Below are 17,990 nucleotides of genomic sequence, written 5' to 3' on the forward strand. Positions count from 1 at the left end.
AACAAGCCGCAGCGGACGGGGTTTCGGCCCGTGGCGGAAGTTGCGCGCCGAAAGGTGGCGCGGGGCGCCTCCCCCATGCGTGGCTGGCGGGCAATGTCGGGCTCACATGAAACTTTGCGGGTCGATGTCGATGGCCAGCCGGACGTCGCCGCGGATGCGGATCTGGCCCACCCAGTCGGCGATGGCCCGTTGCAGCGGCACGCCCTTCGGGGCCTTAACCAGCAGCCGCACGCGGTGGCGCCCCCGGATTCGCGCGACCGGTGCCGGCGCGGGCCCGTAGACCTCCGCGCCGACCTGCCGCAGCGGCCCGTCGCCGCGCGCCAGCGCGTTGCCGATATCGAACACTGCCTGCACGTCGGGCGAGGACAGGATCACCCCGGCCATCCGCCCATAAGGCGGCACCCCGGCGTGCCGTCGCTCTTCGGCCTCCGCGCGCCAGAACCCTTCCTCGTCGCCCGACAGAATGGCGCGGATCACCGGATGCTCCGGCTGGTAGGTCTGCAATAACGCGACGCCGCGCTTTTCCGTCCGGCCCGCGCGCCCCGCGACCTGCCGCATCAGCTGGAAGGTGCGTTCGGCCGCGCGCAGATCGGACCCCTGCAGGCCGAGATCGGCGTCAATCACCCCCACCAGCGTCAAGAGCGGGAAGTTGTGCCCCTTGGCCACGAGCTGCGTGCCGATGATGAGGTCCGCGCCGCCTTGCGCGATCTCCTCGATCTCCGCCTTCAGCGCGCGGGCCGAGCCGAAGAGGTCCGAGGACAGCACCGCGATGCGCGCGTCCGGGAAGGCCGCGCGCGCCTCTTCGGCCATGCGCTCCACCCCCGGGCCGACGGCAGCGAGCTTGCCTTCCACCCCGCAGGCCGGGCACGCCTCGGGCATCGGCGTGGTCTCGCCGCATTGATGGCAGACGAGACGGTTCTGGAACCGATGTTCCACCATGCGCGCGTCGCACTGGGCGCAGCCGACCTGGTGCCCGCAGGCCCGGCAGAGCGTCACCGGCGCGTAGCCCCGGCGGTTGAGAAACAGGAGTGCCTGCTCTTTCCGCGCCATCCGCGCCTTGACTGCGGCAGCGAGCGTCGGAGAGATCCAGCGATTGGACGGCAAATCCTCCACGCGCATGTCGATGCTGCGCATCTCGGGCATCACCGCCTCCCCGAAGCGCGAGGTCAGCGTCAGGCGGTCGTACTTGCCGGCCTCGGCATTGGCCCAGCTTTCCAGCGACGGCGTGGCGGAGGCGAGCACGACGCGCGCGTCGTTCAGCGAGGCGCGCAGCACCGCCATGTCCCGCGCGTTGTAAAGGACCCCATCCTCCTGCTTGTAGGAGGTGTCGTGCTCCTCGTCGACGACGACCAGCCCGAGCCGCTGGAACGGCAGGAAGAGTGCCGAGCGCGCGCCGACCACCAGTTCCGCCCCGCCGGTCGCCACCATCGACCAGACGCGTCGCCGTTCGGTCTGGGTGACGCCGTGGTGCCATTCGGCCGGTTTGGCGCCGAAACGCGCCTCGACGCGGGTGATGAACTCCGAGGTCAGCGCGATTTCCGGCAAGAGGACCAGCGCCTGCCGCCCCTGCCGCAGGCATTCCGCGACCGCTTCGAGATACACCTCGGTCTTGCCGGAGCCCGTCACGCCCTTCAGCAGCGTCGTGCCGTAGCGCCCGCTTTGCAGTCCCGCGCGCAGCGCCTCGGCGCCCGTGGCCTGATCCTCGGTCAGGGCCTTGCCGCCCCAATCGGGGTCGAGTCGCGGATAGGGCGTGTCGCGCGGCGCCTCCTCCTCGCGCACGACACCCTGTTTCGCCAGCCCCTTGATGACCGAGGCGGTCACGCCCGCGGCATCCGCCAGTTCCTTCTGAGTCAGGGCGAGTCCGCCCATCTCCTCCAGCACGGCGAGGACGCGGCGGCGCGCGTCGGTCTCCCGGTCCGGGCGTCCCTCCCCCAGCCGGTAGACCCGGCGGGCCGACGGCGCCGCGCCGAGCGCCGGCGCCCGCGTGGCAAGCCGCAGCATCGCCGGCATCGGCGTGAGCGTGTAATCGCCGGCCTTGTCCAGGAAATCCCGCAGTTCGGCGCGCATCGGCGCGACATCCAGAACGCGGGTGATCGGACGGATCTTCGCAGGGTCGAAGTCCCCTTCCCCCGGCCCCCAGACGACGCCCCAGACGCGCCGGGGGCCAAGCGGCACCTCCACGTAGGCGCCCTGCCAGCAGCCGCCTTCCGGCGCGCGGTAGTCCAGCGTGCCGCCCAGGGGCTGGGCCGTCAGCACGCCCACGATCTCGCCCGGGTCGTAGAAGCCGTCCATCCTTCACGCTTTCATGTTAGCGCCCCAACTCACGGGGTTTTGCAGCCGGAGCCCTTGGGGTATGACACGGGCGAGCCTTTGCCAATCACTCCCGGAGGGGGATCCCATGAAGTTCTTCGTCGACACCGCCGACATCGACGCGATCCGAGAGCTGCACGCGCTCGGCATGCTCGACGGCGTGACCACCAACCCCTCGCTGATCCTGAAGTCGGGGCGCAACATCCTCGAGGTCACCAAGGAGATCTGCGAGACCGTGGACGGCCCGGTTTCGGCCGAGGTGATCGCGCTCAGCGCGGAAGACATGATCGCCGAGGGCCGCAAGCTGGCGGAGATCGCCGACAATATCGCCGTGAAGGTGCCGCTGACCTGGGACGGGCTCAAGGCCTGCAAGGTGCTGTCGGGCGAAGGCAAGATGGTGAACGTCACGCTGTGCTTCTCGGCCAACCAGGCGATCCTGGCTGCCAAGGCGGGGGCGACGTTCATCTCGCCGTTCGTCGGCCGGCTCGACGACATCAACCTCGACGGGCTGCAGCTGATCTCGGACATTCGTCAGATCTACGACAATTACGGCTACGAGACGCAGATCCTCGCCGCATCGATCCGCTCGGCCAATCACATGTCCGAGTGCGCCAAGATCGGCGCGGATGTCTGCACGGCGCCGCCGGCGGTCATTCACGCGATGGCCAACCACGTGCTGACCGACAAGGGCCTCGACGCCTTCGTCGCGGACGCGCAGAAGGCCGGCATCAAGATCGTCTGAGACCGGCGTATCGACTTTGGGGATGGTGCCGGGCTGTCGCGAGTTCGGCACCGCTTCCGGAATCCCGCGTCACGTTTCTTCGAACGAGGCCCCCCGCGCGGAACCAAGGCCGAACGGCAACGAGGGACCGGCGCGCCAGTGGCGCTGCGCAGGCCCGAGGAGCGCGCATCGCCGCGCCTCCCCCCGCACCGGCGATTTAACGACGATTGGCGCAACGCTCCACGGTCTTTCGGATATGGCAGATACAAAGCTCCGCCGCCCGTCGGTCTGGACTCGCCGGACCGCGGCCCGCCGACACGCGGCTCGTCCGCTTACAGAAAAACTAAGGCCCCGCCGAGGCGGGGCCTTTACGATCCGGCACGGGTCCGATCAGCTTGTCTTGCGCTTCTTGATCGGTGCCCAGATGCGCTTGTTCGTCAGATAGAGCAGCACCGCCAGCAGCGACAGGAACACCACGCCGACGAAGCCCGCCTGCTTGCGCGCCATCATCTTCGGCTCCGCCGTCCACATCAGGAAGGCCGCGACGTCCTTGGCCTCCTGCTCAAGCGTCGGGGTCGGCTGACCCTCGGCGTATTCCACGTCCTCGCCGTAGAGTGGCGGCGCCATGGAGATATAGCCGCCCGGGAACGCCTCGTTCTCGTAGAGGATGGTGCCCGCCTGCTCCATCTGCTCGCCGGTGTAGCCGGTCAGCAGCGAAGCAATGTATTCGGCCCCGCCCATGCCCTTGAAGAACTGGTTGAGCCCGGTGCCGTAGGGGCCGTGAAAGCCCGCGCGGGCCTTGGCCATAAGAGACAGGTCGGGTGCGCCCACGGAGGTCACGGCGGGGAAGTGATCGGTCGGCGTCGCGGGGCGGTATTCGTCCGCCTCCTCGTCGTAGACTTCGAAGTTCTGCTCGGCATAGGCGCGGACCTCCTCGTCGGAGAGCCCGACGCCGCCCTCGTAGCCGAGCGAACGCAGCGGCACGTATTCGAGGCCGTGGCAGCCCGAACAGACCTGGGTGTACACTTGCAGCCCGCGCTGCAGCTGCGCCTGATCGTAGCTTCCGAACGGCCCCTCGAAGGAGAAGTCGTAGTCGGTGACGTGCCCGCCCTCTCCGGCGGCAAAGGCGCCGCCGGCCAGGGTGAGGGTCGCCAGACAGGCGGAGAGTACGGTTTTCCTGAACATCGCTTTCGTTCCGTCCTTGTCTGTTATTCCGCCGGCGACAGGTTCGGCTTCTGCGCCTCGCCGCCCGTGGGTCCGTGATGCGCGTCGTACTCCGCCTCGATCGTGTCCGGGCGCGGCAGCGGCTTCTCGATCACGCCGAGCAGCGGCAGGATCACCAGGAAGTAGACGAACCAGTAGGTCGACGCGATGAGCGAGATCCAGTCATAAGGGAATTCCGTCGACTGGGCGCCCACCCACATCAGCACCATGAAGTCCACGACTAGAAGCGCGAACCACCACTTGAACATCGGCCGGTAACGGCCCGAGCGCACACTCGAGGTGTCGAGCCAGGGCGCCAGCGCCATCACCGCGATCGCGCCGAACATCGCCAGCACGCCGAAGAACTTCGCGTCGATGATGCCGGCCGTGATGAAGCTCACGAACTGCACCGCCCAGACCTCAGAGGTAAACGCCCGCAGGATCGCATAGAACGGCAGGAAGTACCATTCGGGCACGATGTGCTCGGGCGTCGCCAGCGGGTTGGCTTCGATGTAGTTATCGGGGTGGCCGAGGTAGTTCGGCATGAAACCGACGATCGCGAAGAAGACCGCGAGGATCACGGCGAGCGCGAAGAGGTCCTTCATCACGTAGTAGGGCCAGAACGGCACGGTGTCCTTCGCGGCATCGGCCTTCGACGTGCGGCGCACCTCGACCCCGGAGGGGTTGTTGTTGCCGGTCGTGTGGAAGGCCCAGATGTGCACGATCACGAGGCCCGCGATGATGAACGGCATCAGGTAGTGCAACGAGAAGAAGCGCGTCAGCGTGTAGTTGCCCACCGCCGGCCCGCCGAGGAGCCACGTTTGCAGACCTTCGCCGATGCCCGGGATCGCCCCGAAGAGGCCGGTGATCACGGTCGCGCCCCAGAACGACATCTGCCCCCAGGGCAGCACGTAGCCCATGAACGCGGTGCCCATCATCAGCAGGTAGATAAGGATGCCGATGATCCAGGTCACCTCGCGCGGGGCCTTGTAGGACCCGTAGTAGAGGCCGCGGAAGATGTGGAAATAGACCGCCACGAAGAACAGCGAGGCTCCGTTCATGTGGATGTAGCGCAGCGCCCATCCGCCGTTCACGTCGCGCATGATGTGCTCGATCGAGCCGAAGGCGAGGTCAACGTCCGGCGTGTAGTGCATCACCAGCGTGATGCCCGTGACGATCTGCAGGACCAGCGTGAAGGTCAGCACGATGCCCCAGATCCACATCCAGTTGAGGTTCTTGGGCGTGGGGATCATGATCGTGTCGTAGAGGATGCCGAGGATCGGCAGCCTCGAATGCAGCCACTTCTCGCCGCCCGTCTTGGGTTCGTAGTGGTCGTGGGGAATGCCAGCCATGTTCGTCCTCCCTCAGCCCAGCCGAATCGTCGTGTCGTCTTCGAACGCGGCGACCGGAACCGGCAGGTTTTCCGGCGCCGGGCCGCGGCGGATGCGGCCGGCCGTGTCGTAGTGCGAGCCGTGGCAGGGGCAGAACCAGCCGTCGAAATCGCCCGCGCCCTCGCCGATCGGCACGCAGCCGAGATGCGTGCACACGCCCATCATCACCAGCCACTTGCCCTCTTCGTCGAGGGTGCGGTTCTCGTCGATGGCGTCGGCGCCGTCCTGGATGTTCTCGTTCCGCGCCTGCGGATCGATCAGGTCGGAGACGTCCACCTGGCGGCCGGCCTCGATCTCTTCCTGGGTGCGGTGACGGATGAAGACCGGCTTGCCGAGCCACTGCACCGTCATCTGCGAGCCTTCGGACACGCCCGAGACGTCGACCGGGATCGACGCCAGCGCGCGCACGTCCGCGGACGGGTTCATCTGGTTCACGAGCGGCCACACCGCCGCGCCTGCGGCGACGGCGCCGCCGCCCGCGGTGGCGTAGAAGAGGAAGTCCCTCCGGGTGCCTGCGGTATCGTCTGCGTGGGACACGAGAGTTTTCTCCATTCCTTGAGCCCCGACAATACCGGGGCACACGTGGCCTCATCCCGCCCGCGGCCGGGGCCGCGAACGCCAATTACGGGCGGTGTTTAACGGGGCCTTCCCCTGTCGTCCAGAACACAAACGGGTGCAATCGGCCGCAGTGCTCTTGTGTCGCGGTTGAGCGCGCCCCAAAGACACTATATCCCGGTATTCGACGCCGGACGCGGCCTTGGGGATGATAATGAAGACGATTCTTGGCGCAGCACTCGCGCCCGCATTGCTGATCGGAACGCTTGCCGCGGCACCCGCCGCTGCGCAGGATTACGAATTCTCGCTCTATTCGGGTTGGCAAACCGCGCCGCACAGCCGCATCCGTGGCGAATATCCCGGCACCGGCGCCGATTTCGACGAGCTTATCGGCTGGGAAGGCCGGTCTTTCGAGATGCCGCCCTATTACGGCCTGCGCGGCACCTGGTGGCGGAACGAACAGCTCGGCTTCGGACTGGAGTTCACGCATACAAAGGTCTACGCCCCCGAGGACGAACGCGAGGATGCCGGCTTCGACTCGCTGGAATTCACCGACGGGCTGAACATCCTCACAGCGAACGCGATGTATCGCTGGCCGGACCAGTGGGGCACGTTCACCCCCTATGTGGGAGGCGGCTTGGGCCTGTCGCTGCCGCACGTGGACGTGGACACGCCGGACTCGGACACCTACGAGCTTCAGATCGGCGGCCCGGCGATGCGCCTGACCGCCGGGGCGAGCTACGATCTGACCGAGCGCGTGTCGGTCTTCGGCGAATACCAGTTCACCTACTCGTCCAACGACGTGGATCTGGACGACGGCGGCTCCCTGGAGACCGACATCAAGACCAACGCGGTCAATTTCGGCCTGACGCTGAAGTTCTGAGGCCGCGCCTCAGGCCGGCCGCGTCGCCACCATGGAGGCGCGCTCGGCGAAGTCGCGCTCCCATGCGGCCAGCGCCGGCCGTCCGGCCCGCCAGTCCCGGCCAGCGTGGCGCAGGTCGAGGTAGCCGAGCGCGGCCCCGAGCGCGATCTGCGCCCCGGTGAGCTTGCCGGAGAGATGCGACACCCAGAGAGAATCGATCGAATCGAGCGCGCGGGCGGCCTTCTGCCATTGCCCCTCGATCCACGGCTCGTGAACCTTCTCGGCTGGCCGGAACCGGCCCTCGTAGACCATGCCGACCGCGGCCTCCATGATGCCGTGGGCCGTCGCCTCCAGCGTCAGCACCTCCCACAGGCGGCTCTGCGGGTAGAGACCCGCGCCGCTCTGCGCGTCGAGGTAGCGGCAGATCACCCGGCTATCATAGAGCGTCGGGCCGTCGTCGCGCCCCAGCGCGGGGATCTTGCCCAGCGGATTCGCGGCGGTCAGCGTGGAGTCGGGCTCCATCGGATTGGTGCCGACCTCGCGCCGCTCCGTCCGGCGGTCGAGCCCGGTCTCGATCAGGGTGACCCGCACGGTGCGGACGAAGGGGGACGCGTCGGAGCCGTATAGCGTGAACATGGATGTGGATCCCAGTCTGCGGTGGCAGTCGCCGCTACCCTAGGCCCGTGCCCGGCCCGCGGAAAGCCCCCTCGGCGGGCGCTCAGCGCGCCTTGGGATGCGCCTCCGCGTAGACCCGCATGAGATGCGCGCCGTCCACGGCCGTATAGGCCTGCGTCGTGGACAGGGAGGCATGGCCCAGCAGTTCCTGGATCGCCCGCAGATCCCCGCCCGAGGCCAGAAGATGCGTCGCGAAGCTGTGCCGGAAGGCGTGTGGTGTCGCGGTCGCGGGCAGGCCGAGCTGCATGCGAGCCTTCTCCGTCACCTGCCGCACAATCCGGGGGTTGAGCGCGCCGCCCCGCACGCCGCGGAACAGCGGCGCCTCGGCGGTCAGATCGTGCGGGCAAAGTTCGGCGTAGCGGGCGACCGCATCGCGCGCCGCCGGCAGCACCGGCACCAGCCGTTCCTTGCCGCCCTTGCCGACGATCCGCAGCGCCGCGCCCAGCGGCAGCGCCGCGCCGGTGAGGCCCAGCGCCTCCCCCGTGCGCAGTCCGCAGCCGTAAAGCAGTGTGACCACGGCGACGTCGCGCGCCGCGATCCACGGTTCGGACGCCTGCACCTCGACGGTGCCGATCATCTCGCGCGCGGCGCCCTCGTCCATCGGGCGCGGCAGCTTCTTCTGGAAGCGCGGGGCGCGGGCCGACAGGACGGCCGTCGGCTCGAAGCCCTCGCGTTCGGCCAGCCAGCCGTAGAACCCCTTCACCGCCGACAGCTTGCGCGCCATAGACCGCGCGCCAACGCCGCCCCCGCGCATCCGCGCCATCCAGGCGCGCATGTCGCGGGTGTCGATCCGGGACAGCGGGGCAAGGCCCTGCGCCTCGCCCCGATACTCCGTCATGAAAGCGATGAATTCGGTGACGTCGCCGCGATAGGCGGTGATCGTCGCCTCGGCCGATCCGTCGATCGCGCGCCGGGCGGCCAGCCACGCCTCCAGCGCGTCGCGCGCGGCGGGGCTGAGCGCGAGGGTCACGACAGCCAGCGCCGCATCGACCGCTCGAACACGCCGGCGAAGAAGCCGAGCAGATCGGAACCGTGCTGCGGCGTGAACTGGTTCGGATCCTCGGCCCCGAGGACCAGAAGGCCCGGCAGCCGCCCGGCGCCGAAATCGAGCTTCAGGCACGCCTCGGACCGGATCCAGTCCGACAGCTCGCCGTAGATCCGCGCGTCGCGCATGCCGCACTGGCGCAGCGTCACAGCGCGCACCGGCGTGCCCCGCCCTTCGGAGACGTAATCGTCGATGAATCCCGGCTCGGCCACGGTCAGCACCTCGCCGAGCTTGCGCACCGCCGGGATGTCGCCGCCCTCGCGGGACTCCAGCACCAGCTTCACGCAGTCGACGCGCAGGATGTCGGCGACGTCGCCGCCGAGATCGCGCAGGAACGTCTCGAAATCCACCGGGTCGAGCATGCGCAGGATCGCGCGGTGGATCTGGTTGGTTCCGGCGAGGTTCTCGTAGGCCGCCGCGATGACCGACCGGTGCGTTTCCTCCAGCCGGTCGAGACGCGATTCGAGCCGTTCCATCGCGATGCCGCGCAGATCGACGATGTTGGCGCCCATGGCCCGTTCGTTGGCGGCGACGAGCGCGCGCATCAGGTCCTGGTCGTCGAGCACGATATCGGGCTTGGCGATGATCGTCTCGCGGACATTGTCTTCGATGCGGGCGGCGTCGCTCATGCAGGGGCCTCGTCGGTCGGGCGCGTGGGTGAGGCGCAGGATAATCTCGCGCCGTCGGGCTCTTGCGGACATGACTTCATGTTGGGGGTGCAAGTCAATCGGGGCCGCACCCCTGGACAGGCGGGGTTGCGCCTGCGCCACGCCCTACGCGCCCAGATAGGCGCGCAGCGCCTCGGGCGGATCGGCGAAGATCGCGGCCGTCTCGCGTGGCGGCGCCGCCACGCCTTCGGCCACCAAGATCGTGCGCTCCGCGAAGGCGCGCGCATCGGCGGGGTCGTGCGTGACCAGAAGCGCCAGCGCCTCCATCTCGCCGGCGACGCGCGCAAGCTCTGCCAGCATCTCTGCCTTGAGCGCCGGGCCGAGCGCCGCGAAGGGCTCGTCGAGCAGCATGACCGGGCGGTCCTGCAACGTCACGCGCGCCAGCGCCGCGCGGCTCGCCTGCCCGCCCGACACCGCGCCCGGCTTGCGCCCGGAGAGATCCGACAGGCCCATCCGCTCCAGCGCCGCGGCGATCCGCTCGCGCTCCTCCGCCGTCAGCCGCCCGCCGCGCGGGCGCAGCGCCAGCGCGAGGTTCTCGTGCAGCGTCAGGTGCGGAAAAAGGTTGTTGTCCTGAAACAGCGTCGCGACCGGCCGCTGCCCCGGAGGCAGCGCGGTGAGGTCCCGGCCCTGCCATGTCACGCGGCCCGAGGCCGGCGCGCGAAACCCCGCGATGACGTCGAGCATGGTGGACTTGCCCGCCCCGGACGGGCCGATCACGGCGACCCGCCCCGGCGCCTCCAGCCGCAGATCGGCGCGAAGCTCGAAGCCCTCGGACCCCGCGACGATACCCTCAAGCGCCAGCATTGCGGCCCCCTCTGTCAAATCCCCAGAACAGCCCCAGCGACAGCGCCAGGAGGAGGAGTGCCGCACCCTGCGCCGCCTCCATCCGGTAGGACCCCATCAGCCGATAGACCTGAAGCGGCAGCGTCGCCCGTTCGGGATCGGCGAACAGCGCGATGACTCCGAGGTCCCCCATCGAGAGGGCCGCCGTCAGGCCCGCCGCGAATCCCAGCGGCCGGCGCAGGCGCGGCAGCAGGATGCGCGTGACCCAGACCCGCCCCGAGAGGCCCAGCGCCGCCGAGAGGCGCGCGAAATCGGTGCGGATCGCCTCGGCCTCGGGGCGCAAGATGCGCAGCGCGAAGGGCAGCGCCATCAGCGCGTTGACCAGCGCCGTGACCGGCAGCGCCAGCGCCACCGGGTTCACATAGGGGCGCACGATCACGAAAAGGCCCGTGCCCAGCACCAGCGGCGAGATCGCGATGCCGAGTAGGCCCATAACCTCCCCCCACCGCGTTGCCAGCGGCAGCGCCCACAGAAGGCACAGCGCGGTCGAGGCTAGCGCCACGCCCAGCGACTGCCCGGCCGCGCGCCAGACCGGCCAGCCCAGATCCGCCAGCCCCGGCACCCCGTTCCACGCCACCAGCGCCAGCGGCGTCAGCAGGAACAAGGCCGCCAGAGCGATGGCGGCAGCATCGAGGGCGCGCGCCGAGCGCCGCGCCGCGTCCCAGCGCGGCACCACGCGGTCGAGCCCCGCGCCCATGCCCGCCGCGCCCGACAGGCGCAGCGCCACCAGCCCCGCGGCCAACGCCAGCGCGAGTTGCAGGCAGGCCAGCATCGCCGCGCGCCCCAGATCGAAGTCGAAGCGCATCGCCTGGTAGATCGCCAGTTCCACCGTCGTCGCCCGCGGCCCCCCGCCCAGCGTCAGCGCCACGGCGAAGGAGGACAGGCAGATCACGAAGATCACCGCCGCCGCCTGCGGCGCGATCCTGCGCAGCATCGGCCATTCGACGACCCGGAACACTTCGCGCGGACCGAGGCCCAGTTCGGCGGCGAGCCGCAGCCGCTCGCCCGGCAATGCCAGCCAGCCCTGCAGGATCATCCGGGTCGCCAGCGGCAGGTTGAAGAAGACATGCGCGACGATCACCCCGTGCGCGCCGTAGATCGTGATCCCCGGCAGGCCCAGCGCCTCCAGCGCGCCGTTGACGATGCCCGAATTGCCGAAGACGGCGATCAGACCCAGCACCGCGACGATCACCGGCAGGATGAACGGCGCGCCCAGAAGGGCCACAAGCAGCGACCGCCCCGGAAAGTCGCGCCGCGCCAGCGCTCGCGCCACCGGAACGGCGAGCGCGACCGACAGCGCGGCCGACAGCGCCGCCTGCCAGAGCGTGAAGCGCAACGCCTGCCCGTCGCCGGGGGCGAAGGCGCCGAAGCCGCCCGCGCGCCACAGGACCGCCGCGACCGGCCCCAGCGCCAGCGCGGCAACCAGTGCGCCCGCGCCTAGCGCGACAGCGCGCTGCGCCACGCTTCGATCGCCGCGTCCTTGCGCGACGCGGCCTCGTCCTCGTCGTAGAACAGCACGGTTTCGGGCAGATCGAGCGCCTGGAACCCCTCGGGCCAGTCCTCGCGCGGCAACTTGGCCGGGATCGACCAGTTGCCGGTGGCGATCATCGACTGGAAGTCCTCGGACAGAAGGAACGCCATGAAGTCGTCGGCCAGATCGGGCACGTCGGTCGAGGCGACCTTCGCGGCAAGCTCCACCATGAAATAGTGGCCCTCGGGGAAGATTGCCGCTTTCACGGTGTCGTCGTCCTCGGCGATCAGGTGATAGGCTGGCGACGTGGTGTAGCTCAGCGCCATGTCCGCCTCGCCGTCGGTGAAGAGGCCGTAGCTTTCGGACCAGCCCTTGGTGACGGTCAGGATGTTGTCCGCGAGATCCCCCCAGGCGGCCTCTGCCTCCTCGCCGTAGACCGCGTCGACCCAAAGCGCGAGCGCGAGGCCGGAAATCGAGGTGCGCGGATCCTGGATCACGATGCTCAGATCGTCGGGGGCGCTCCGCAGCTCCTCGAAACTCTGCGGCGGCATGTCGACCCGGTCGGTGTCGTAGACGAAGGCGGTGTGCCCGTAATTGTAGGGCAGGAAGACGTCGTCGGTCCAGTCGACCGGCAGCGTCAGTTCCGAGGTGTCCTGCCCGTGCGAGGCAAAAAGCCCGCTTTCCCGCGCCCGGCGGGTGACGTCGGTGTTCAGCCCGAAGACCACGTCGGCATCGGTGTTCTCGCCTTCGAGCAGAAGCCGTGGCAGCAGGTCGCCGGTCGAGAATTCGAGATCGCAGTCGCAACGCGCCTCGAACAGCTCCTCGATCTTCGGGCCGGGCCCCCACTCGGAAGCGACGTAGTCTCCGGCATAGACCGTCAGGACCCTGTCCTGCGCGGCGGCGGCACCGGCACAGGTCATGGCTGCGGCAAAGATCGTGGTGGCTCTCATCGCCCATCCTCCTCTTGGCGGCGGAGGGGGCAAGGGATGCGGGCAGCCCGGCCAAACCTTCCCTCCGCCGGTCTCAACCGGGCCAGGTTCAACGGGTTCGCAGGCAGGCCCGCTTCTCAGCCCGGCACGGCCACGCGCGCCAAGGCACCCCGAGGTGTGCAAGCGAGGTAGCCGAGGGACCGGCCTCCGGCAAGGGGGCATACTGCCGTCGGGGGTTGCCTTCGGGACTGTTAGCTCCACGATTTGCCGGATAGCCGACTGGGCGGAACGAGGTCAGAGATGAGCGACAGACAATCATTGGCGGCACGCATCTGGGAGAATCTGAACCCGAAAGAGCCGAGCCCGTGGTTCCTCCTGAAGCTCTGGATATTCATGGTGAGTTCCATGTTCATCGCTCTCGTCATCGGCATCGTGACCTGAGCCAGGGGGCCGCCGCCGACAATTCGCCGCGCCGGCGGGCGCTTCCCGCGCGCTTCCAGTACCGCCGGCCTTGAGCCGCTCCGCCGCGTCGCCTAACAGGGGGCGATCAACGGAGCGTCACCATGTCCTTCAACACCTTCGGCCACGTCTTCCGCGTCACCACATGGGGCGAAAGCCACGGGCCCGCGCTCGGCTGCACGGTGGACGGCTGCCCGCCGAACGTGTCCCTGGACGAGACGGCGATCCAGTACTGGCTCGACCGCCGCAAGCCCGGGCAGAACAAATACACCACCCAGCGACGCGAGGCCGACCAGGTGCGCATCCTGTCGGGCGTGTTCGAGGGGCGGACCACCGGCACGCCGATCCAGCTGATGATCGAGAACACCGACCAGCGGTCCAAGGATTACGGCGAGATCGCCGAGACCTTCCGCCCCGGCCATGCCGACATCACCTACTGGCAGAAATACGGAATCCGCGACTACCGCGGTGGCGGCCGGTCCTCGGCGCGCGAGACCGCGGCACGTGTCGCCGCCGGCGGCGTCGCGCGCGCCGCGCTGGCCGCGCTGGCTCCGGGCGTGACGATCACCGGCTACATGACGCGCATGGGCGCGCATGGCATCGACGGGCCGCGTGACATGGACGAGATCGGGCGCAACCCGTTCTGGGTGCCCTCGGCGGCGGCGGCCGAGACCTGGGCCGCCTATCTCGACGAGCTGCGCAAGTCCGGCAATTCCTGCGGCGCGGAGATCGAGGTCAGCGCCTCGGGCGTGCCCGCGGGCCTCGGCGCGCCGGTCTACGGCAAGCTCGACACCGACCTCGCCGCAGCCTGCATGTCGATCAACGCGGTCAAGGGCGTGGAAATCGGCGAAGGCATGGACGCCGCCCGGCTCACCGGGGAAGACAACGCCGACGAGATCCGCCTCGGCAACGACGGCGCGCCGGTCTACGGGTCGAACCACGCCGGCGGCATCCTCGGCGGCATCTCCACCGGGCAGGACGTGGTGGTGCGCTTCGCGGTCAAGCCGACCTCGTCGATCCTCAAGCCCCGCGCCTCGATCACCAAGTCCGGCCAGCCGACCGAGGTGGTCACCAAGGGCCGCCACGACCCCTGTGTCGGCATCCGCGCGGTGCCCGTGGGCGAGGCGATGGTGGCCTGCGTGATCCTCGATCACCTTCTGCTGGACCGCGCACAGACCGGCGGGCAGCGCGGGACGATCGGCTAAGCGCCACCGCCGCGCCTCACCTGCACCGGCGCGACCGCATTTCTTCCTACCGCCATGCTTGAGCGCCGATCATGACCCCCGAGATCCTCACCGCGTTGACCACCTTCGCCCTCGTGACCGTGGTCACGCCGGGGCCGAACAACTTCATGCTCATGGCTTCGGGGGCGAATTTCGGCGTCGCGCGGACGGTGCCGCACATGCTGGGCATCGGGCTCGGCTTTCCGGCGATGGTGTTCCTCGTCGGTCTTGGCGTGATGCGGCTCTTCGACCTCTGGCCGCCGGCCTACACGATCCTCCGCATCGCCTCCGCGCTCTACCTCCTCTACCTGGCCTGGAAGATCGCGACCGCCGCGCCCGCGGCCGAGACCGCGCGCCGCGGGCGTCCATTCACCTTCCTCGAAGCGGCGGGCTTCCAATGGGTAAATCCCAAGGCCTGGTCGATGGCACTGTCGGCGATCACCCTTTACGCGCCGGGCCGCGATTTGACGGCGATCCTGTGGGTATCGGGCATCTACGTCGCCTGCTCGGTCGTCTCGACCTCGGCGTGGACGGTGCTCGGCACCGCCATCGGCCGGGTGCTGGGCAATGCGCGGCGGCTTCGGATCTTCAACATCGCCATGGCGGCGCTGCTGGTCGCGACGCTGATCCCGGTGTTCCTCGCCTGAGGCGGGGCGCGGTTGCATAACCTGCGCCGCTTCGCCATATCGGGCCCGACCTGTCCGGAGCGCTTCATGCACTATCTCGACTTCGAAAAACCGCTCGCCGAGATCGAAGGCAAGGCCGAGGAACTGCGCGCCATGGCGGCCGCCAATTCCGAGGTCGATATCGGGGACGAGGCCGCGGCGCTCGACCGCAAGGCCGAGACGATGCTGCGCGACCTCTACGGCAAGCTCTCGCCCTGGCGCAAATGCCAGGTCGCGCGACACCCCGAACGGCCGCACTGCAAGGACTACATCTCCGCGCTCTTCACCGAATACACCCCGCTCGCCGGCGACCGGAACTTCGGCGACGATCACGCGGTGATGGGCGGGCTCGCGCGCTTCAACGACCGCGCCGTGGTCGTCATCGGCCATGAGAAGGGCAAAGACACGCAGTCGCGCCTGACCCACAATTTCGGCATGGCCCGGCCCGAGGGCTACCGCAAGGCAATCCGCCTGATGGACATGGCCGACCGCTTCGGCCTGCCGGTGGTCACGCTGATCGACACGCCGGGCGCCTATCCGGGCAAGGGCGCCGAGGAACGCGGCCAGTCCGAGGCGATCGCCCGCTCGACCGAGAAATGCCTGCAGATCGGCGTGCCGCTGGTGAGCCTGGTGATCGGCGAAGGCGGATCCGGCGGCGCGGTGGCCTTCGCAACGGCGAACCGCGTGGCGATGCTCGAGCACTCCGTCTATTCGGTGATCTCGCCCGAGGGCTGCGCCTCGATCCTGTGGAAGGACGCCGAGAAGATGCGCGAGGCCGCCGAGGCGCTGCGCCTGACCGCGCAGGACCTGCAGAAGCTCGGCGTGATCGATCGCATCATCCCAGAGCCGCTGGGCGGCGCGCACCGCGACCCCGAAAGCACCATGGCCAGCGTCGCGGCGACCCTCGCGGCCATGCTCGGCCAGCTCGAGGACCAGAGCCGCAAGGACCTGGTTCAGGCCCGGCGCGACAAGTTCCTGAAGATGGGGTCCAAGGGCCTCGCCGCCTGAGCGCCTGTCCGCGGCTCAACCCACCAGCATCTTCAACCCCTGCGTGACGTCCGAGCGCACGGCAAGCCGCAGCCCCGGTTCGTCGCCCGCCTTCAGCGCGGCGATGATCAGCCGGTGGTAATGCGGCGCCTCGGACCGCCTCAGCCGCGTATAAAGCGCCCGCATCGTCGGGCCGAGCTGCAGCCACACCGTCTCGGCCATCGCCAGCATCGCCGGGGCCTGCGCCCGCAGGTAGAGCGTGCGATGAAATTCCAGGTTGGCGCGGATGTACCCGACCGCGTCACGGTTCGCGACCACCTCGGAAATCGTGGTGTTGATCGCCTGCAGCCGGTCGATCAGCGCCATGTGCGCGCGCGGCAGCGCCCGGCTCGCCAGTTCCACCTCGATCAGCGCGCGCAGCGCGGCCAGTTCCTCGATCCGCTCGGGGGTCAGCGCCGGCGTGGCCAGGCGGCCCGACGCGCTCATCGTCAGCGCGCCCTCGGCCACCAGCCGCTGCACCGCCTCGCGCGCCGGCGTCATCGACACGTCGAATTCCCGCCCGATGCCGCGCAGGGTCAGCGCCTCGCCCGGGGCGATCTGGCCGAACATGATGCGCGAGCGCAGCCCGCGATAGACCCGGTCATGGGCCGACGGCGCGGGCTCTGCCGCGCGCGGCCCGAAGATCGGAGAAGAGCGTGAGGACGACAACATCGCCCCATGTGATCACAAAGCGCATTGGCGTCAATCACCCTCGTCTTCGCGTCCGCGCGAGCCCGCCGCCGGGCGCTCCCGGCCGCCGATCGGCCGGACCGGACCTGACCGGGATTGCCTCGGCGCACGCGGGCGGGTAGCGGCAGGGAACGTGACGGAGGATCGGATCATGCAGGCGGATTATGCGCAGTTGCAGAAGAGCGTCGCGGCGCTTTGCGAGGGCGAGGACGACGCGGTGGCGCTGATGGCGACGCTGGCGTGCGAGCTGCACCATGCCGACGCGCGCTTCGACTGGACCGGGTTCTACCGCGTGGTGGCACCGGGGCTGATGAAGATCGGGCCGTACCAGGGCGGGCACGGCTGCCTCGTCATCCCGTTCGAGCGCGGGGTCTGTGGCGCGGCGGCGCGCACCGGCGAGGTGCAGATCGTCGACGACGTGGAGGCCTTCCCCGGACATATCGCCTGCTCCGCCTCCACCCGGTCGGAGATCGTGCTGCCGGTGCGCGACGGCGCAGGGCGACTGATCGCGGTGCTCGACATCGACAGCGACCGGCCCGGGGCCTTCGGGCCAGACGACGCGGCGGGGCTGGGCGCGATCCTGGACTCCGTCTTCGGGCGGCTCGGATGATCGCCGCCGGAGCGCGGACGCGGCTATGGTAGGCCTCCTGCCCGACGCCGGCACGCTGCTGGCGTTCCTCGGCGCGGCCCTCGCGCTGAACCTGACGCCCGGCGCCGACGTGATGTTCGCGCTCGCCTCGGGCGCCGGCGGCGGGCGGCGCGTCGGCGTGGCGGCGGCGCTTGGGGTCAGCCTCGGCTGTCTGGTGCATGTCGCGCTGACCGCTGCGGGGGTGGCGGCGCTGCTGGCAGCGCACCCGGCGGCCTTCGACGCGATCCGCTATGCCGGGGCGGCCTACCTGATCTGGCTTGCGATCCGCGCCTGGCGGGCCGGGCCCGCGACCGGCGAGGCCGGCGCGCGCGGGATCGGCCGGGCGGTGGCCCGCGGCGCGCTGACCAACGTGCTCAACCCCAAGGTGGCGCTCTTCATCCTCGCCTTCCTGCCGCAATTCGCCGACCCGGCGCGCGGGCCGGTCTGGGCGCAGATGCTGGCGCTCGGCGGGATCTTCGCGCTCACCGCCTTTGTCGTCACCGCGGCCTACGGCGCGGCCGGCGGCGCGCTGCGGCACGCGCTGGCGCGGCGGGCGCGCTGGCTGAACCGGATCGCGGCGGCGGTGTTCGCGGGCCTCGCCGCGCGGCTGGTGCTGGCCTAGGTGA

Annotated in this window: 19 protein-coding genes and 1 riboswitch; of the genes, 8 read left to right on the top strand and 11 right to left on the bottom strand. The window is 69.6% G+C overall.

What is annotated here, in order from left to right:
• Positions 1 to 102: 102 nt before the first annotated feature.
• Entirely contained in the window at positions 103 to 2,292 is a 2,190-nt protein-coding gene (locus F3H57_RS07885; protein ID WP_149755364.1) for a primosomal protein N', read from the bottom strand.
• 106 nt (positions 2,293 to 2,398) lie between these two features.
• Here F3H57_RS07885 and fsa point away from each other — a divergent pair, with 106 nt between their 5' ends.
• Complete coding sequence (fsa, locus tag F3H57_RS07890; protein ID WP_149755365.1) at positions 2,399 to 3,052, top strand: fructose-6-phosphate aldolase; 654 nt, start codon at positions 2,399 to 2,401, stop codon at positions 3,050 to 3,052.
• A gap of 369 nt (positions 3,053 to 3,421) precedes the next feature.
• Here the strand turns inward: fsa and F3H57_RS07895 are convergent, their stop codons facing one another.
• Genes F3H57_RS07895 through petA form a run of 3 tightly spaced genes read right to left on the bottom strand, consistent with a single transcriptional unit; the run spans position 3,422 to position 6,162 of the window.
• Positions 3,422 to 4,216 (bottom strand): cytochrome c1, encoded by a 795-nt coding sequence (locus F3H57_RS07895; RefSeq protein WP_149755366.1) that lies wholly within the window; start codon positions 4,214 to 4,216, stop codon positions 3,422 to 3,424.
• Between the two features lie 23 nt (positions 4,217 to 4,239).
• Positions 4,240 to 5,586, bottom strand: a complete 1,347-nt coding sequence (gene petB, locus F3H57_RS07900; RefSeq protein WP_149755367.1) for a cytochrome b — start codon at positions 5,584 to 5,586, stop codon at positions 4,240 to 4,242.
• A gap of 12 nt (positions 5,587 to 5,598) precedes the next feature.
• A complete protein-coding gene (petA, locus tag F3H57_RS07905) occupies positions 5,599 to 6,162 on the bottom strand; it encodes a ubiquinol-cytochrome c reductase iron-sulfur subunit (protein ID WP_188129631.1) in 564 nt (187 codons plus the stop codon).
• Positions 6,163 to 6,394: 232 nt separating this feature from the next.
• On the opposite strand from petA, the gene F3H57_RS07910 reads away from it, so the two are divergent.
• The gene (locus F3H57_RS07910; protein WP_149755369.1) at positions 6,395 to 7,063 is read left to right on the top strand and encodes an outer membrane protein; all 669 of its coding nucleotides are present in this window, start codon (positions 6,395 to 6,397) and stop codon (positions 7,061 to 7,063) included.
• Positions 7,064 to 7,072: 9 nt separating this feature from the next.
• On the opposite strand, the gene F3H57_RS07915 is transcribed toward F3H57_RS07910, so the two are convergent.
• The 6 genes from F3H57_RS07915 to F3H57_RS07940 all read right to left on the bottom strand — a co-directional run bounded on the left by F3H57_RS07915 (position 7,073) and on the right by F3H57_RS07940 (position 12,694).
• Positions 7,073 to 7,678, bottom strand: coding sequence for a glutathione S-transferase (locus F3H57_RS07915; RefSeq protein WP_149755370.1), 606 nt, complete (start codon positions 7,676 to 7,678; stop codon positions 7,073 to 7,075).
• Between the two features lie 82 nt (positions 7,679 to 7,760).
• Positions 7,761 to 8,687, bottom strand: a complete 927-nt coding sequence (locus F3H57_RS07920) for a tyrosine recombinase XerC (RefSeq protein WP_149755371.1) — start codon at positions 8,685 to 8,687, stop codon at positions 7,761 to 7,763.
• A complete protein-coding gene (locus F3H57_RS07925) occupies positions 8,684 to 9,391 on the bottom strand; it encodes a DUF484 family protein (protein ID WP_149755372.1) in 708 nt (235 codons plus the stop codon). Before F3H57_RS07925 ends, F3H57_RS07920 begins: the two co-directional genes overlap by 4 nt.
• 144 nt (positions 9,392 to 9,535) lie before the next feature.
• A complete protein-coding gene (locus tag F3H57_RS07930; protein ID WP_149755373.1) occupies positions 9,536 to 10,234 on the bottom strand; it encodes a thiamine ABC transporter ATP-binding protein in 699 nt (232 codons plus the stop codon).
• On the bottom strand, positions 10,221 to 11,735 hold the full coding sequence (locus F3H57_RS07935) for an ABC transporter permease family protein (protein ID WP_149755374.1): 1,515 nt from the start codon (positions 11,733 to 11,735) through the stop codon (positions 10,221 to 10,223). Before F3H57_RS07935 ends, F3H57_RS07930 begins: the two co-directional genes overlap by 14 nt.
• Positions 11,711 to 12,694: a thiamine ABC transporter substrate-binding protein gene (locus F3H57_RS07940; protein ID WP_149755375.1), complete on the bottom strand. Its 984-nt coding sequence runs from the start codon at positions 12,692 to 12,694 to the stop codon at positions 11,711 to 11,713. Before F3H57_RS07940 ends, F3H57_RS07935 begins: the two co-directional genes overlap by 25 nt.
• A gap of 42 nt (positions 12,695 to 12,736) precedes the next feature.
• Positions 12,737 to 12,856: riboswitch (TPP riboswitch) on the bottom strand.
• A 117-nt stretch (positions 12,857 to 12,973) separates the two neighbouring features.
• Between F3H57_RS07940 and F3H57_RS22145 the strand changes: the two genes are divergently transcribed.
• The 4 genes from F3H57_RS22145 (at position 12,974) to F3H57_RS07955 (ending at position 16,028) form a co-directional block, all read left to right on the top strand.
• Positions 12,974 to 13,114, top strand: coding sequence for a hypothetical protein (locus F3H57_RS22145; RefSeq protein ID WP_188129632.1), 141 nt, complete (start codon positions 12,974 to 12,976; stop codon positions 13,112 to 13,114).
• Positions 13,115 to 13,236: 122 nt separating this feature from the next.
• A complete protein-coding gene (aroC, locus tag F3H57_RS07945; RefSeq protein WP_149755376.1) occupies positions 13,237 to 14,337 on the top strand; it encodes a chorismate synthase in 1,101 nt (366 codons plus the stop codon).
• A 71-nt stretch (positions 14,338 to 14,408) separates the two neighbouring features.
• A complete protein-coding gene (locus F3H57_RS07950) occupies positions 14,409 to 15,002 on the top strand; it encodes a LysE family translocator (RefSeq protein ID WP_149755377.1) in 594 nt (197 codons plus the stop codon).
• A gap of 66 nt (positions 15,003 to 15,068) precedes the next feature.
• Positions 15,069 to 16,028: an acetyl-CoA carboxylase carboxyltransferase subunit alpha gene (locus F3H57_RS07955; RefSeq protein WP_149755378.1), complete on the top strand. Its 960-nt coding sequence runs from the start codon at positions 15,069 to 15,071 to the stop codon at positions 16,026 to 16,028.
• A 15-nt stretch (positions 16,029 to 16,043) separates the two neighbouring features.
• Here the strand turns inward: F3H57_RS07955 and F3H57_RS07960 are convergent, their stop codons facing one another.
• On the bottom strand, positions 16,044 to 16,718 hold the full coding sequence (locus tag F3H57_RS07960) for a GntR family transcriptional regulator (protein WP_149755379.1): 675 nt from the start codon (positions 16,716 to 16,718) through the stop codon (positions 16,044 to 16,046).
• A gap of 169 nt (positions 16,719 to 16,887) precedes the next feature.
• On the opposite strand from F3H57_RS07960, the gene F3H57_RS07965 reads away from it, so the two are divergent.
• Positions 16,888 to 17,346, top strand: a complete 459-nt coding sequence (locus F3H57_RS07965; protein ID WP_149755380.1) for a GAF domain-containing protein — start codon at positions 16,888 to 16,890, stop codon at positions 17,344 to 17,346.
• A gap of 25 nt (positions 17,347 to 17,371) precedes the next feature.
• Complete coding sequence (locus F3H57_RS07970) at positions 17,372 to 17,986, top strand: LysE family translocator (protein WP_149755381.1); 615 nt, start codon at positions 17,372 to 17,374, stop codon at positions 17,984 to 17,986.
• The last annotated feature ends 4 nt before the right edge of the window (positions 17,987 to 17,990 follow it).

This window comes from Roseivivax sediminis, assembly GCF_900112685.1.
Lineage (GTDB): Bacteria > Pseudomonadota > Alphaproteobacteria > Rhodobacterales > Rhodobacteraceae > Roseivivax > Roseivivax sediminis.